Here is a 16,928-nt window from a genome sequence, read left to right on the forward strand (position 1 = left end):
ACTTACGGAAAAAAAAGAGCGGAAAATGGTCATGCGAAACCTTTTCCGTTGAAATATGTGGAGGTGGGAAATGAAAATATCGGCCTCCGATATGTGAAAAACTATAATCGCTTTTATAAGGCAATCAAGGAAAAGTATCCTCAGATAGAGATTATATGTGCGCTCATGTTCAGTCCTTATATTCAGGATGCAGAGCAAATCGATATTTTAGATCCCCACTACTATGAAACGGCCGGTTGGTTCTATAATAACGCTGATGTTTATGATAAGTTGCCCGATGATACTCCTTATAAAATCTATGTAGGAGAATATGCGGCTATCGGCCGGCCTTCTCTTTATTCATCTTTGGGAGAAGCTGCCTATCTGACAGGAGTTGAGAGGAATGCGGATAAGGTTCAAATGGTGTCTTATGCCCCGTTGATTCAGCATGCAGCTCACGGAAGAGATCATCTGCTGGTGTTGAAAAATGATTCTGTTTACGGTCGTACTAATTATTATGTATTGAAAATGTTTTCCGAGAACCGGCCGGATGTGAATCTGCATACGGATTTGAAAGTTGGTTCTCCCGCCCCTGCATTCCGGACGAAAGGATTTATCGGTTTGGGAACCAATAATACAGAGGTTGAATTTAAAGACCTGAAAATTATAGCAAACGGTGAAGAAAGATATGTTTCCGGATGGGATGATTTTGTGAATAAATGGGAGGTTGTCCGTGGGAATTGGAATGTGAAAGAAGATGTCCTGTTTCAAAGTCAGAAGGGGATAGATGCTTTTGCTGTTCTTAAAGACTGTGAGTTTGAAGATTGTACCATCGAGTTGAAAGCTAAAAAGATATCCGGTACGGAAGGTTTTAGAATTATCTTTGGCGGTGCTGATCTGAACAACTATTTTATGGCGGATATGGGAAGTCATACCAATGAGTCGGTTATTTTCCGTGAGATAAACAATGAGGGTTCCATTTCTTTATTTGATTATCGGAATAATACGTCTATAAAGGCGAATCAGTGGTATACGGTACGGATTGAGATCAAAGGTGCCCATTGGCAATGTTTTTTGGATGACGAACTGCAATATGAATATACGTATGCTCCTCAGACGAAGCAATATGTTGTATCGGGTTATGACAGGGAACGCAATGAGATCATTGTTAAATTGGTAAATGCAGAGTCCGGAAACTGGAAAGTCAAAGTGGAGTTGGAGAATGCGATGGATATTGCTTCGAAAGGGACTAAAATTGTATTAGGAGCGAATGAGCGATTTGAGGAAAATAGTTTCAGTACTCCTTTTAAAGTGGTTCCGGAAGTTTCTGAGTTATCAGGAATTGGCAGTACATTTAATGTCGATTGTCCGGCTAATTCGTTGATGATATTGAGAATACCGTGTAAGAAGTAAATGATGAAAATAGAACACTCTAAGAATGATAAATAAATATTTGAAAATAATAGTTGTATTATTGCTGGTGGCAAATGCCACTTTTGCCGGAAATAAAATTGGTATTTATGATTTGCGTTATACCCTTCAGGCTGATTTGAGCACAGCACAGGGGCTCAATTTGGCTTGGGATGATGTACATGCTGTGGCTACTTTGCAAGGAGTGGTAAATAGGGATACTCCCCGCTTGTATGTTTATTTTGTAATGGAGGGTAATAATGATATTGATGGTTATTGGTGGAATAAATACAGTCGGAAGGGAGAGTGGTTATACGGACGTGAAACGCAGACGTACCGGACGATGGAGGAATTATTTACTGCATATGCTTCTTATATAGAAGGAGTGGTTGTTTATGATGGAAATGTTCCTTCCACCAGTAATGTTGCCTCTTCTGTGGCTGGTATTGAGAATTTGGTTGCCATTCGTTACGACGATACTCCGGGAAGTCTGTATGACCGTCTTGTGGTACACGGGCCGAAGCTACCAGTAAAAAGATGGCTGTTGAATCCGGACGGAACCTCTATGTTTACAGGTAAAAAAGGAATGGAAATACCGGAAACGTCACGTCTTTCTACCGGCTCTCTGAAGAATGATCCTTATGTATGGTTTATAGAGAAATATATGAAAACCGGTAAGTGCAATACGGAATTTGCCGCTTATTACATCGACCAGTATTGGAAGCAGAAACCTTTTGCGGCTGTAAAAAATCACCATACCTTGAGTAATCATGATTTTTTTGTAAGTAAGAGGGCCTTTTTCTTTGACTTATCTCCCTGGGGAGATGAACCGGCTACAGACGATCCTTCTCAGCCGGTAGGTACGGACTTGCAAACCTTGAAAGAAATGTTGTTATTGGCTTATCAACAGAATAAGCATGAGAAGATGTGTTATATCGGAGGTTTCCCTTCTTGGGCTTATAAATATACGATGCATGCTTCGGGTATTCATGATGATGTGCCGACAGAGTGGGAGTTTAGCCGTATTATCAGTGCATACAATGCTTTTAAGGATGCGGACGCCATTAGCTATGGTGCATTGGCGAATGCCTCTTTCTGGCAGCACTTTCCTACAAAAAAGAAATATACACAGGATTGGATTTCCCATAAGGAGCTGCAAAAAAGAGGATTATTGACGGCTGATGGAAAAGTGAATGTGGCCGGGCGGAATTTTATTATCTTTTATGTTGGCGACTATGATGCTTCTGCATGGATTTCACAACGTACCCCCTCAATTTGGGATGATCCTAATCGTGGAAAGTTACCGTTGATGTGGTGTATCAGTCCTGTATTGGCCGAACGTGTACCACATATTATGCATAATTTCCGTACGACGGCAACTGAGAATGATTATTTTGCTTCTGCCGATAACGGTGCGGGATATATAATGCCGGGTATGTTGCAAGAACCTCGTGATTTGTCCGGGCTTCCGTCCGGACTGAAGGTATGGGGCAAGCATTGTAAGAAGTACTATGACAAGTGGGGATTATCCGTTACTGGTTTTGTCATCGACGGACAGGCTCCGGGATTGAATGAAGAAGGCTTGGACTGTTATGCTTCTTTCAGTCCGAATGGCATTGTACCTCAGAAAACTGTGACTGCCTCCCTGCATGGCAATATGCCGGTCATTCGTGCCGATCTGGATATTAATGACGATGATCCGAAAGTTGCTGCCGGAAGAATTGTGAAGCGTGTGAAAGAACGTTCGGCGTTGCCTTTCCATTGGTTTCGTAACATTTTAAAGCAGCCTACCTGGTATTGTGAGGTGATGGATGAGGTGAAAACGCAGGATGAAAATATTGTATTGCTGGACGCTCCAGCGTTTTTTGAGCTGTTGCGTATTTATCTGAAAGAGCATGATTCGATGATAGAATGAAGTTCTGTGATGGTATTTTTTGACCATCATGTGGAAAAATTGAGTAATTGGATATAGATTGTTATTTGATTTTATTGCACAATTTGTTCAATCGGGAGATTGAATAGATTGTGCAATAAAAAAGAAAAGGCATGCATTAGCTTTGCCTTTCGAAAAACAATCCATATCGATCATGAAAAACAAATTAAAATCTTTTCTTCTGACTGCCTTTTGCAGTCTTGGGCTTGCTTCAGTTTTTGCGCAGGCTCCTACTGTTCATACCATCGGTGACTCTACGATGGAAGAGAAATCGACCGATCCTTCCGTAAATACCAACGGCCAACGCGGATGGCCTCAGATGCTTCCGCAATTTATGGTCAACGGTGCTACATTGAACAATCGTGCCAAGAGCGGTACGAGTTCGAAAACATTTTATGAGGAGAGCCGTTTCTGGACAACAGTGAAACCGCAAATAAAAGAGGGGGATTATGTCATTATACAATTCGGACATAATGATGAGAAACACGCGGGAGCGGATGGAGAAGTCGGAACTTATCCGTGGACTACTTACAAAGAATACCTTCGGAAATATGTCAATGAGGTTCGGGAATTGAATGCTACTCCTATTTTGTTCACTCCGATTGTACGCGGTTATTTCAGCGCTAATAAGATAACGGATAAAGGGGCGCATAATCTGGGAGCGGATGTGATCATGTCCTCCGGTAGAGACCTGGACTATGTAGCTGCTATGAAAGAAGTGGCTGTGGAGCTGAATTGCTTATTGGTGGACCATACGGCTTTGACGCGTGCTATTTGTGACGAATACGGTGAAGAGAAAGCAAAAGAACTTATTTATAATGTAGGCGATGGTACTCATATCGGAGAATATGGGGCTACACTTTATGCCCGTTTGGCTGTACAGGGATTGGCGGCACAAGGATTATTGACGGAGTATTTTAATGCAAATCCGGATGTATTGATTAATCCGGTTTCGCATAACTTCGGAAAAAGTTATCTCAATGCCGGTTCTGTATATGCTTTTTCGGTCAGTGGTATCGATTTGACTCCGGAGAACGGGAAAATAACCGTGACCGCTTCGGAAGGATTTGAAGTTTCCCGAAGCGCGACTGAAGCATTTGCCTCTACTTTGGAAATAAGTTATGAGAATGGAAATGTACCGATGACTTCTATTTATGTAAAGTTCCTGCCGACGGAGAAAGGTGTAAAGAATGGAACGCTGACTGTGAGCAATGGCACGAATACTAAAACGGCAACGTTGACAGGTGAGGGTGTGTCTTTTGAAGGAGGAGTAGCTGCTCAGGCCTATTGGCAGTTAAGTCAGGATACCAAAGCAGTGGTAACCGGCCCCATCTTGGCAGCAGAAGAAGTTTTCAGCCAGATGTATGCCGACCGTTATGCCAAACCGGGAAATCCGACGACTTGGATAGATGGATGGATCGATCCGGAAACGAAAACTCAGCGCAACATCATCGAAGGAGATGAATGGCCGGAAAATGAGATAGATGTAAACTACAACCGCTATATTGAATTTTCGGTAACGGCTAATGCCGGAACCACTTTCAATATCGATTCTATCGGACTGTATGCCGGTGGTTCCGGTGGCAATGGCATGTGTTTCCGGGTGATGTGTTCCAAAGATCCGGGATTCGGGGAATATACGTTGATCAGTAACCGCCCTGCTAATGTATCCAATACGATGTACCCCATTTCTTTGAAAGAGATTATCGAACTGAACGGAGAAGAGACTCTCTATCTGCGTGTATACCCCTGGTATAGCAGTAAGTCGAACCGGAAGTCGATCTGTCTTTATGGAGTGACGGTGAAAGGGGTAGTGACGGAAGGGGGAGTTACTTCGATAGAGACGCCCCGGAATGTAGGAAAGGCTTATTGTGCTCCGGCAATCACTACTGATAAGACTACTTTGCATTACGGGCTTTCCGAGTTGTCTCCGGTGAATATCACTCTCTATGATATGGAAGGACGTACAATGCATCATTATAATGATAACTTGGAAGCGGGGGATTATGCACATGAAATCAGTCTGGGCGGCTTCTTGAATGGTATTTATCTCTGTAAACTGATGACAGGAAACCGGATACAGACACTGCGTATCATTAAAAAATGAAATGAGTTTTATATCTAAAATAAGAATATATATGATGAACAAAGAATCTTTATTAAAGGGCTGTTTGCTCGGAATACTGGGATTTGCCGCACAATGGGTTACGGCACAGACTTTCGACAATGAGACGGTAACGGCCATTTGGGGAATGTCCGGCGGTGCCAATGAACCGTCACAAGCCGTTGTCAGCAATGAGCATGCTTTTAGTACGACTGCTTTTGTCTTGGGGAAGGAAATGACTTTTACCAAACAACAGGAATACAAAGGAGCCGATGAGAATTTGAGTATGAATAACTATAAGCCCAGTGCCCAGATGAATGCAGCGACCGACGGTCACGATCTGGTCTATTCTATAAAACCCGCCAAAGGTCTGATGTATCAACCGGGAAGTATTTCTTTTAAGATGGGAGTGTTCGGTACAGGTGGCGGTATGATCGATATTTATCTGAAATACGCCGATGGAATGAAAAAGACAGTGGCAAGTAATGTCAAGCCGAATCGTTCCGGGGCTTCTGTAAATGCAACCGAATGTACTTATGAATTGACCGGTATGCCGGCAACAGATGAAGAAGTATCATTGATAATCAGTGTTTATAACCTGGCTAATAATAAGGAAATCGGTTTCAATAATGTGGTGATGACGGGTACAGTCAACGGGACGGCTGTAGAAGTGCCGCAATACAGTATTACGACAGCTTTGCAACCGGAAAATGCAGGTACTGTCAATCAATTGCCTGCGGGCGACCTGATGGATGAGGGCACGAATGTGACGGTTACTGCTTCACCGAAGTTTGGTTTCCACTTCATCAATTGGGTGGATAATGCCGGAAAAGAAGTGTCTGCCGAGAACCCTTATTCGTTCTCACTGAAAGCGAATACTTCATTGAAAGCTGTTTTTCAAGAGGTGAATACATATACATTCACAACTCGTTGTATAAATGACCTGGAAATGCAGATCGGTTCTATTTCCTTGAATCCGGAATCCACCGAAGGCAAGTACGAGGAAGGTACGGTAGTGACTGTTGTTGCCAATGAACTCCCTATTGCACGATTCTTGAACTGGGAGGATGAATTTGAGAATTCCAATGTGACGAAGCCCGAGCGCACTGTAACTGTAAAGCAGAATACGGAGATTGTTGCAAACTATGAAATACAGGATTTTATTGCCGCTTATAATTCGGATAAGGCAGAGATCTGGGCGAACAAGGGAACATATCCGTTTGCTGCCGATTATGTGTGGGACTCGGAACGTAATGCGACTGCTTCTGTAGTGAAAATCAGTAATGGAAACTCTCTGGATGGTAATTCCAGTGGCACTCCGGTGGTACGTATGCGCAAAGGAGCGGTTATCAGTTCGGTGAATGGTTTGTACATGAACGGATATCGGAGTACGGATGTAGCTATGCAGGTTCAGTTCTCTACCAAGAAATTCACGACCGTACGTTTTACTGCTGCTTTGGTGGCAAAGAATGCGGCGAATGTAAATTGGAAGGTACTTTACTCAACAGATGGTACTGTTTATAATCCCGTTATCAATAATGGTGAGGAATTGGTTTATAAATTGAGTAACGGGTTGGCTACCAGTGTTGATTTTGAATTGCCAGCCGAAGAAGTCGCCGAAAAGGAGATGGTCTATATTCGTTTTACCGGTACCGGTGACGAGCTTCTGAATGATAACAATGGTGAATATAACTTTGATAAGGTTGATTCGGGAAGCGGTTTGAATTACACGGATCATAGCGAGACCGGATTGGGTAATATCTATGTATTCGGTACTCCGATTATCGACGAAGACCCTGATGCTCCTGTCATTAAAGCGATTATTCCTGCCGATAAGGCTACCGGAGTATCTGCCAATGGAAAAATTACCATTTCTTATGATGAACGCATTCAAGCCGGAACGGGTGAAGCTACTCTGACAGGTAATGGTAAAACGATTGTATTGGAACCGGAATATGGGAGTTCTTCTGTTTCTTTCCGTTATGCGAATCTGGCTTATGCTACTCAGTATACATTGGAACTGCCGGAGGGATATGTTACAGACCGTTCGGATAATCGTGCACCGGCTGTAAACACAACTTTTACGGTGATGGAACGTGTAAAACCGGAAGCCCGTCTCTTTAATGCGATAGTAGACCAAAGTCTGGATGCGAGCATTGCACCTACCTCTACTACGATCGGTCAATATAAAACCATTCAGGAAGCGATTGATGCCGTACCGGTAACTAATAATAAACCTTGGCTTATCTTTATTAAAGCAGGATATTACAATGACTTGAATAATCGTACTTTCTCCACCGGGAAATATACTTGGGAGGATCAGAGTGGAAAGTTACCGGCTTCGGAGGACAGTCGTATCGTAGTGGTGGATCGTCCGTTTATACATTTAATCGGTGAGGATGTAAACAAGGTGACTATTGCGCAGGATCGTGTGGCGGGAAGTAACTCTGCAGATAAATCCCAACCTTGGTATAACGTGGCCGAAGGTGCTACGTTAGTTATCAAATCGAATGATTTTTATGCGGAGAACCTGACAATCGATAATGAATGGTGGACAAAATATGAAGGTAATGAAGCCCGTGGGCCACAAGCTTTGTCTCTTTATGTGGAAGCGGACCGGGTAGCTTTCAATAATTGCCGCATCCGTTCTTATCAGGATACCTACCTGAGCCCTAAGACCGGAAATACCAATACGGGCAATAACCAGCCGCATTATTACGATCGCAATTATTTCCGTAATACGATGATTGAAGGTGCAGTGGACTTTATTTATGGAGGAGGCGATGTCTACTTTGACAATTGTACACTGAATATTGTCCGTGAATCGGGTGGTTACATCGTTGCTCCGTCACACTATACGGATATGAAAGACAGTCAGGGGAATGTGACACAAGCTTGTACACGTTGGGGATATGTATTCAAAAACACGACGATCACTGCTCCCGACGGTAAGGAAGATAAGACACAAGTGTATTTCGGCCGTCCCTGGCACAATGAGCCGAAAACGGTATTTATCGATACGGAATGCCGTGTGAAACCGTATGAGGGTTATTGGTATCCTAAGATGGGTGCTATACCGGCTCTTTGGGCGGTATATAATATCTGGGATAAAAACGGATATAAGATGAGTGAAAAGTCGATTGAGGAATATTGGTATGAGGAAAACGGACAGACGATTTACGGCAAGGCAAAGAACTTCCTGACGGATGAGGAAGCCGCTTCCTATACGTTGGAAAATGTTTTTGGAGGTGATGGTACCGATGCTGTTACCGGTATGTGGAATCCGCTACCGATGGTGGAACAGACTTCTAAACCGGTAATCAATGGTAAAGAAGGGGATACGGCATTTGGTTGGACTGCTGATGAGTATGCTATCTGTTATGTGGTGACTATTAATGGGAAAGTTGCCGGATTTACCGTTGATACTCGTTATGAAGCTAATTTGAATGACGTGGTTACGGTACAGTCGGTAAATGAGTACGGTGCATTGAGTGAAGCTTCCGATGAATTTACGGTAGGCAATACCGGTACGGGGCTTGAGAATACAGCAATGGAAAGCCCGGTGATCGTAATAGGAAGTAAAGGAATGATTTCCGTACGTGGTATTGAGATACCGACTCGTATTTATGTGTACGGCATAGACGGCATGCTGATACAAAATCTGGAAGTTCACCGTAATGTATCGCTTTCCGTTCCGGCCGGCCGGTATATTGTGAAAGCAAACGATTCGGTTACGAAAGTATCGGTAAATTGATAACGAACAATCAATAAATAGCTGAAAGGGAGGACATCATTGCAAAATGTTCTCTCTTTTTTTATGCTGTAAGCTCTCTTGTCCGGCGATAATTTTTCGGGATTGCCGGAAATACGTTACCTTTGTCTGTCTAAAGGTTTGTTATGCTTAAATTGTTTCTCATCATTCTCTATCTTGTTTGTCCGTTTGTGCTTTCTGCCCAAAGCCTGATGCACGTGCGTTATTATTCAGCCAAAGACGGGTTGTCTCAAAACACTGTGGCGGATTTCCTGCAGGATGATAAAGGGTATATCTGGATGGCTACCTGGAATGGATTGGAGAAGTTTGACGGCTATACATTTCAGAACTATAAGTCATATCCTACGGACGATACCCGCCTTGAATACAATCGTATTCAGCAAATTATAAAAAGCCAAAAGGGAAACATCTGGTGTATTACCTACAACAACCTGCTTTATCTCTTTGATACACGTACTGAAAAGTTCCGCAATGTCTTTTCCGGTTATCCTCATTTGGCTGGTTATGAAGAGGTAGCGCGAATATATAAGCAGACAGGCGGGATCCTTTGGTTTAGTAATAAAGCCGGAGAATTGTTCCGGATCGATGAGGAACGTTTGGGTGAAGCTGATGGAATTGTGCATTTGCCCTGCCGTTCCTGTGCCGGACATGGGCAGAAGATATACACTGTCTATCAAGACAAAAGAGGATACGAGTGGATATTGACCGAACAGGGTACTTTTGTTTACAACCATCCCGAAATACAGACCGATGTGCGGTTGAGATATGTCAAGGAGGCAGATAAAAGTACTTATTTCTTGACGGAAGGAGGAGAACTCTATACATTTGTGCCGGATGCCGGGATTCTGCATATCCCGAATCCTTTTCCAATGAAGCCGGTCAGTGGATTGGTTTCTATAAAATCCGGCAGATTGTTGATTCCGGATTCGGAGAAAGTGATTGTTTATGATACGCGGAAAAAGTTTTTTGAACAGTTATACAGACAGGAAGCAGCTCTCGATCCTTTGCATGTCACAGGTGTACACTATTCAAGAAAAAACGTAATCTGGATGTTGTCCGGACAAAGAGTGCTACGTTATACTCCTGCCGACCGGAAAGTAACCTCTTTCCAAGTGAATCTGACCGGCACGGATACTTTCCGGCATGTGCATGAGGATGAGTTCGGAGGAATTTGGTTTATGACCCGTAGCGGGAGTTTTTATTCTTATAATTCTGTTACTGACGGATTGGAACCGGCCTATCGATATACAACCGGACAGAAAGAGCCTTACCGGACAGAAGGGAGAGCTTTTCTGAGAGATTCCCACAAAAATCTGTGGGTAAGCCGTAAATACGGTTTTGATAAAATTTACTTCACCAATCGTAATTATGATTACATTCATACTTCGGCCGAACAAGAGGTACGGGGTGTTTTTATCGATTCGAAAAAACGCTTGTGGGTTGCTTCTAAGGAGAATCGGCTGGAGGTGTATGACAAACAGGGTAATTATGTGGGTAATATGGATTCCACAGGCAAACTGCTGCAAAACCGGAATATCTCTTTCGGCAGGAATGTCTATACTTTCTTTGAGGATAGCGAGCATCGTTTGTGGTTGGGAACACGAAACCACGGGATAGTAGTGGCGACGGAATATGATGGGAAATTTACACTTCACACTTTCCGTCACGATAAACAAGATCCGTATGCTTTAAGCAATGATGCCATTTATTCCATCTGTCGGGATACCCGGAACCGGATATGGATCGGTACACTTGGCGGGGGAATCAATCTGTTTTCCGGAACGTTGGATAATCCCCGTTTTATTCATTTGGAGAATCTGATGAAAGGGTACCCCGGTGATATGTGTCACAAAGTGCGTAGTTTGTATTGTACCCGGAAAGGCGTCGTACTTGCCGGCACTACGGAAGGATTATTGAGTTTCTCGGATGATTTTCAGAAGCCGGAAGACATCGAATTCTTTCACAATGACTGTGAGGACGGATTAAGTAATAATGACGTCATGGATGTGCTTGAAAGCCGGGATGGTAAAATCTATATTGCCGCTTACAGTGGGGGAATTTGTATGGCTGATGTGGATTCATTATTGAATACACGAATCCGTTTTCATTACCTTAATATGAAAAACGGGCTTCCGTCCGATTTACCGCAATCGATGTTGGAAGACGGAGAAGGGAATATCTGGATTTGTTTTGAGAATTATATAAGTAAGTACAAGGCGGACCGCAAAGGATTCGATACGTATGACAGTGCCAATCTGCATACGGATTTGCAGATTACTGAGGCCCATCCGGCTATCGATCAGCAGGGAGCTATGTATATCGGTACGAATCAGGGTATTCTTCGTCTCCGTTTATACGATTTGAAGAAGAGCAGTTTTGTGCCGCGCATCGTTTATGCCGGAGTGGATATTCAGAACAGCGACGGTACGGTTTCCAATTCCGTACTGGCCGCCGATTCACTGGTGTTGGGCAAAAAAGAACGGAATGTTACCATTGCCTTTTCAGCATTGGATTATACAAATTCGGAGGCACTTCAATACGCTTACCGTTTGAAGGGTATCAGCGATCAATGGGGATATATCGGAGAGAACCATTCCATCGGCTTTGCCAATTTGCCTTCCGGTGATTTTGTATTGGAGGTGAAGTCTACGAATGGCGATGGTGTATGGTGCGATAATATTACTCCTCTTTACATACATATTCAGCCCCGTTTCACGGAGACGGCATGGGCATGGGTGCTTTACGTTCTTATAGCGATCATCCTTATTCTTACGGTATCCGGTATCATTGTCTATATCACGAACTTGAAACGGAAAGTAACTTTAGAACAGCAGTTGACCGATCTGAAACTACGCTTTTTTACTGATATTTCGCATGAGCTCCGTACACCGTTGACTTTGATATCCGGTTCGATTGAAGAAATCGTAGAACGAGGACAACTGCAAAAGAGCGGGACAGAGAATATGCAGGTAGCCCGGCGCAATGTAAACCGTATGTTGAGGCTTGTCAATCAGATTTTGGACTTCCGGAAGATACAGGGGCGAAAGATGAAGTTGAGTATTGAACAGGGAGATGTGGTTGCCTTGTGTCGGCAGGTTGGTGAGAACTTTACACAATTGGCTCACGAACGTTCCATTCATTTCCGTTTGATTCCCGAAACGCCGGAAATACGTTGTTATACGGATATGGATAAATTGGAAAAGATACTCTTCAATTTACTGTCCAATGCGTTTAAATATACGGCGGATGGTAAGTCCATTACCATGGCGGTACGTATGGAGTCCGGTTGCTTGTTTGTTTCCGTACGTGATGAGGGCAAGGGGATGGATCTCCGGAAAATCGATAACTTGTTCGGCCGCTTCGAGACTTTCGGAAAAACAGATCCGAACCGTTCTACCGGTATCGGGCTTTCTCTGGTGAAAGAATTCGTGGATTTGCTGCACGGCACGATACAGCCTGAAAGTATTCCCGGACAGGGAACCGTTTTCACCGTTACCTTACCCTGCACTTACGAGGCATATGCTGCCGATTCGATGGCTGAATTTGTTTTGAATGATGAAGTAAAGTTCGAATACCCTGTGGAAGTACAGTTATCCCGTCAGGAGGAGAAGGAGAGGAGTATTCTGATCATAGAAGACAATGACGAGCTCCGTCGTTTTCTGGCTATGATATTGAGAGACTGTTATCATGTATTGGAAGCCGGTGACGGCAGGCAAGGTCTGGAAATAATAGGTCGGGAATTGCCGGATTTGATTGTCAGTGATGTGATGATGCCCGAAATGGATGGCATTGAATTGCTGGCAGCAGTAAAAGTCAATCGCGATACCAGTCATATTCCCGTGATCCTGCTTTCGGCCAAAGCGTCTGTTGACGATCGTGTCAGAGGGTTGGAGTATGGTGCGGATGACTATATAGCCAAGCCGTTTAATTCTGCTTACTTGAAAGCGCGGATTGAGTCGTTGATAAGGCAACGCAGCTCTTTGGCAGCGTATTATCTCGGGAGTTCATTGAAAGACTCGGATAAAACGGAAAAGAAGCAGCCGGATGTGAAATTGGAGCAGGTGCTGGAATCGGTTCCATCCTTTAATAACACTTTTATTCAGGAGGTGATCCGGTTAGTCGATGAGAATCTGCAGAATCCGGATTTCAAGATTGATGACTTGGCTGAAACAATGAATATGAGCCGTGCCGTATTCTATCGTAAGATAAAGACGTTTACAGGAGCTTCTCCGATCGATTTGGTGAAAGAGATGCGTTTGAAACGGGCTTTGGAGTTATTGGATGCCGACACATACAGTTTGTCGGAAGTTGCCTATCAAAGCGGATTTTCCTCACCGCAGTACTTCAGTCGCGTATTTAAAGAACAGATGCAGTGCACACCGAATGAATATAAGAGACGAAAAGCAATGAAAAACTGATTATATTACTGAGGTATTAGTATGAATTATCTCTTTCCTTTTTTTGTTTTCTGGATTGGGTTTTATTTATAGTCTTTGTTAGTGATATTACATAGGATTGCCGGTTGCATGATGTGTGAGTTCTTCTTTTTCTGATACCGCTTGCTCTATTATTTCTTCTTCATTAGTGTTACTTTTTTCTTCTTCTTCCTCTTCTTCTTCCTCTGCAAATGGTTCTGGCTTTTGTGGTCCGTATCCGATAAATACAAAAGCACAGAGTGATCCCATGATTGCTCCACTAAGATGCCCTTCCCATGAAGTATTGGCAGGTGTAAAGTAAGGGAACATTTGCCATACGAGTCCGCCATATAAGAAAGTAACCAATAATGAAATGGCAATCAGAGGGGCGTATTTTCGCAATAATCCACTGAAAAACAAGAAAAAAGCCAATCCGTAAATCACACCGCTTGCTCCGATGTGCCATCCGGGTTTTCCGATGATAAAAGTAATGGCACCGCAACCTATCCAGATAATGAAGAATATATAAGGAGCAATCCCCCGGTAAAAATAAAATAAACACCACGTAAGAAAAAAGAGAGGTAGCGTATTGGCAAATAAATGAGCAAAGTTGCTGTGTATCAGCGGATGTGCGAAAATGCCAAACATCCCTTTTTGTTCCATAGGGTATACTCCTAAGCGTGTGAAGTCCCAATCCATACCTACCTCTAATATCTTTATTATATAAAGGATAAAAATAAGGAACAACGGAAGCATCATTGCTAAGAGAATTTTTCGTAAATCCTGCTTCATTTCTCTTTTTTTTGGTTAAATATACACAATGTTGCGAATATTTTAAGGAAAAAGGAAAATAAAAACCGATTTTATTTTTGTTTTTACCTTTAATTCGTATTTTTGGGAATCATACTTAGAATTATGATAACAGAAATATAATTAACCTTTAAATAATGCACAACTATGAGTTATTTACATTTTGACAAGACTCTGATGGTCAATCTGGAGGAATCTCTTCCCAGAGAAATTCTTAGGACGAACCGTGCGGGAGCTTATCATTGTACAACGATTGTAGATTGTAACACACGCAAATATCACGGTTTGTTGGTGATTCCTGTTCCCAACCTGGATGATGAGAATCATGTGCTGCTATCTTCTCTTGATGAAACGGTAATTCAGCACGGTGCGGAGTTTAACCTGGGATTACATAAATATCAGGGAAATAATTATAGTCCGAATGGGCATAAATATATCCGTGAATTCGATTGTGAACATATTCCGGCAACGACTTACCGTGTGGGAGGAGTTATTCTCCGTAAAGAAAAAATTTTTGTACATCACGAAAACCGGATTCTGATTCGTTATACTTTGATCGACGCCCATTCGGCAACAACCTTGCGTTTCCGGCCATTTTTGGCTTTCCGAAGCGTGCGGGAGTATACCCATGAAAATGCACAGGCAAGCCGTGACTATCAATTGGTGGAAAACGGTATAAAAACCTGTATGTATCCCGGCTATCCGGAATTGTTCATGCAATTGAACAAGAAAAATGAATTCCATTTTGACCCCAACTGGTATCGGGGTATCGAGTATCCTAAAGAACAGGAAAGAGGATACGATTTCAACGAAGACCTTTATGTACCCGGCTATTTCGAAGTGGATATCAAGAAAGGTGAAAGTATCGTCTTTTCTGCCGGTATTTCCGAAATATCTCCCCGACGTTTGAAACAGGTATTTGAAACAGAAGCAGAAGACCGGACGCCACGCGACAGCTTCTATCATTGCTTGAAAAATTCAGCGCACCAATTTCATAACAAACAAGAAGAAGAGCATTATATTCTTGCCGGATATCCGTGGTTTAAGTGTCGTGCACGCGATATGTTCGTATCGTTGCCCGGATTGACGTTGGCTGTCGATGAAGTGGATGAGTTTGAGGATGTCATGAAGACTGCAGAGAAAGCCATTCGCAATTATATCAATGACGAACCTATAGGGTGTAAAATTTATGAAATGGAAGATCCGGACGTTCTGTTGTGGGCTGTATGGGCATTGCAACAGTATGCCAAGGAAACTTCACGCGATCAATGCCGGGCGAAATACGGATCCTTGTTGGAGGAAATTATCGAATTTATCCGTCAGCGAAAACATAACAATCTCTTCTTACACGAAAATGGCCTGCTTTATGCCAACGGTACGGATAAGGCCATTACTTGGATGAATTCAACGGTTAATGGCCGTCCGGTGGTGCCCCGTACCGGATATATCGTAGAAATAAATGCTTTGTGGTATAATGCGCTTCGTTTTGTGGCCGATTTGGTTCGGGAAGGCGGTAATACGGTATTGGCCGATTTGCTGGACGGACAGGCGGAAGTGACAGGCAAGTCTTTTGTAGAAGTATTCCGCAATGAATACGGCTATCTACTCGACTACGTAGACGGAAATATGATGGATTGGAGTGTACGGCCTAATATGATATTTACGGTAGCCTTTGATTATTCTCCTCTCGATCGGGCACAGAAGAAACAGGTGTTGGATATTGTGACGAGAGAACTGCTTACCCCGAAAGGCCTTCGTACATTAAGTCCGAAGAGCGGTGGCTATAATCCTAATTATGTAGGACCTCAGATTCAACGTGATTATGCTTATCATCAGGGAACTGCCTGGCCGTGGCTGATGGGCTTTTATATGGAAGCTTATCTGCGGATTTATAAGATGAGCGGTATTTCGTTTGTAGAACGTCAGTTGATTGGTTTTGAAGATGAGATGACAAGTCATTGCATCAGTTCATTACCCGAATTGTTTGACGGTAACCCTCCTTTCAAAGGACGTGGGGCTGTGTCGTTTGCAATGAACGTGGCTGAGATTCTGCGTATTTTGAAATTATTGTCAAAGTATAATTTATAAGAGGAGGGACGAAAATGAAAGTATTAATGTTTGGATGGGAATTCCCCCCGCATATTTTAGGTGGTTTAGGAACTGCCAGTTACGGTTTAACGAAAGGAATGTCTCTCCAGCAGGATATGGAAATCACCTTTTGTATTCCCAAACCTTGGGGTGATGAAGATCAGAGTTTTTTGAAGATTATCGGTATGAACAGTACACCGGTAGTCTGGAGAGATGTGAATTGGGAGTACGTGAAAGACCGTGTGGGCTCTTATATGGATCCGCAACTTTATTATGATTTACGTGATCATATTTATGCCGATTTCAATTATCTGCATACAAATGACTTGGGATGCATCGAATTCTCGGGGCGTTATCCGGACAATTTGCATGAAGAGATCAATAACTATTCCATTGTGGCCGGCGTGGTAGCCCGTC

The 16,928-nt window shown here is 43.0% G+C and carries 7 protein-coding genes and 1 pseudogene; 7 read left to right on the top strand and 1 reads right to left on the bottom strand.

The genetic code is table 11. The features are described 5' to 3' along the window. The 5 genes from QVP90_RS05050 to QVP90_RS05070 form a co-directional block, all read left to right on the top strand. The coding region (locus tag QVP90_RS05050; protein WP_288203961.1) for an alpha-L-arabinofuranosidase C-terminal domain-containing protein at positions 1-1,392 on the top strand (1,392 nt) is incomplete at its 5' end. Positions 1,393-1,417: 25 nt separating this feature from the next. Then, positions 1,418-3,304 carry a GxGYxYP domain-containing protein gene (locus QVP90_RS05055; protein WP_021935824.1) on the top strand — a complete coding sequence of 629 codons (1,887 nt, stop codon included), beginning with the start codon at positions 1,418-1,420 and terminating at the stop codon, positions 3,302-3,304. 172 nt (positions 3,305-3,476) lie between these two features. Beyond that, entirely contained in the window at positions 3,477-5,429 is a 1,953-nt protein-coding gene (locus QVP90_RS05060) for a GDSL-type esterase/lipase family protein (protein WP_021935825.1), read from the top strand. A 31-nt stretch (positions 5,430-5,460) separates the two neighbouring features. Continuing rightward, positions 5,461-9,180, top strand: coding sequence for a pectinesterase family protein (locus tag QVP90_RS05065; RefSeq protein WP_021935826.1), 3,720 nt, complete (start codon positions 5,461-5,463; stop codon positions 9,178-9,180). A gap of 143 nt (positions 9,181-9,323) precedes the next feature. Continuing rightward, positions 9,324-13,616: a hybrid sensor histidine kinase/response regulator transcription factor gene (locus QVP90_RS05070; protein WP_021935827.1), complete on the top strand. Its 4,293-nt coding sequence runs from the start codon at positions 9,324-9,326 to the stop codon at positions 13,614-13,616. Positions 13,617-13,703: 87 nt separating this feature from the next. Here QVP90_RS05070 and QVP90_RS05075 read toward each other — a convergent pair whose 3' ends face one another. Then, on the bottom strand, positions 13,704-14,405 hold the full coding sequence (locus QVP90_RS05075) for a rhomboid family intramembrane serine protease (RefSeq protein WP_021935828.1): 702 nt from the start codon (positions 14,403-14,405) through the stop codon (positions 13,704-13,706). A 165-nt stretch (positions 14,406-14,570) separates the two neighbouring features. Between QVP90_RS05075 and QVP90_RS05080 the strand changes: the two genes are divergently transcribed. Both QVP90_RS05080 and QVP90_RS05085 read left to right on the top strand, forming a co-directional pair. Further along, positions 14,571-16,511 (top strand): glycogen debranching enzyme N-terminal domain-containing protein, encoded by a 1,941-nt coding sequence (locus QVP90_RS05080; RefSeq protein ID WP_005925166.1) that lies wholly within the window; start codon positions 14,571-14,573, stop codon positions 16,509-16,511. A gap of 14 nt (positions 16,512-16,525) precedes the next feature. Further along, positions 16,526-16,928, top strand: a pseudogene (locus QVP90_RS05085) (glycosyltransferase family 1 protein); the annotation flags it as partial.

Source organism: Bacteroides sp. CAG:189 (genome assembly GCF_000432295.1).
GTDB lineage: Bacteria > Bacteroidota > Bacteroidia > Bacteroidales > Bacteroidaceae > Bacteroides > Bacteroides salyersiae.

Coding starts and splice junctions, on each gene's coding strand:
- QVP90_RS05080 (WP_005925166.1), top strand. CDS start 14,571: ATGAGTTATTTACATTTTGACAAGACTCTGATGGTCAATCTGGAGGAA.
- QVP90_RS05070 (WP_021935827.1), top strand. CDS start 9,324: ATGCTTAAATTGTTTCTCATCATTCTCTATCTTGTTTGTCCGTTTGTG.
- QVP90_RS05060 (WP_021935825.1), top strand. CDS start 3,477: ATGAAAAACAAATTAAAATCTTTTCTTCTGACTGCCTTTTGCAGTCTT.
- QVP90_RS05075 (WP_021935828.1), bottom strand. CDS start 14,405: ATGAAGCAGGATTTACGAAAAATTCTCTTAGCAATGATGCTTCCGTTG.
- QVP90_RS05055 (WP_021935824.1), top strand. CDS start 1,418: ATGATAAATAAATATTTGAAAATAATAGTTGTATTATTGCTGGTGGCA.
- QVP90_RS05065 (WP_021935826.1), top strand. CDS start 5,461: ATGATGAACAAAGAATCTTTATTAAAGGGCTGTTTGCTCGGAATACTG.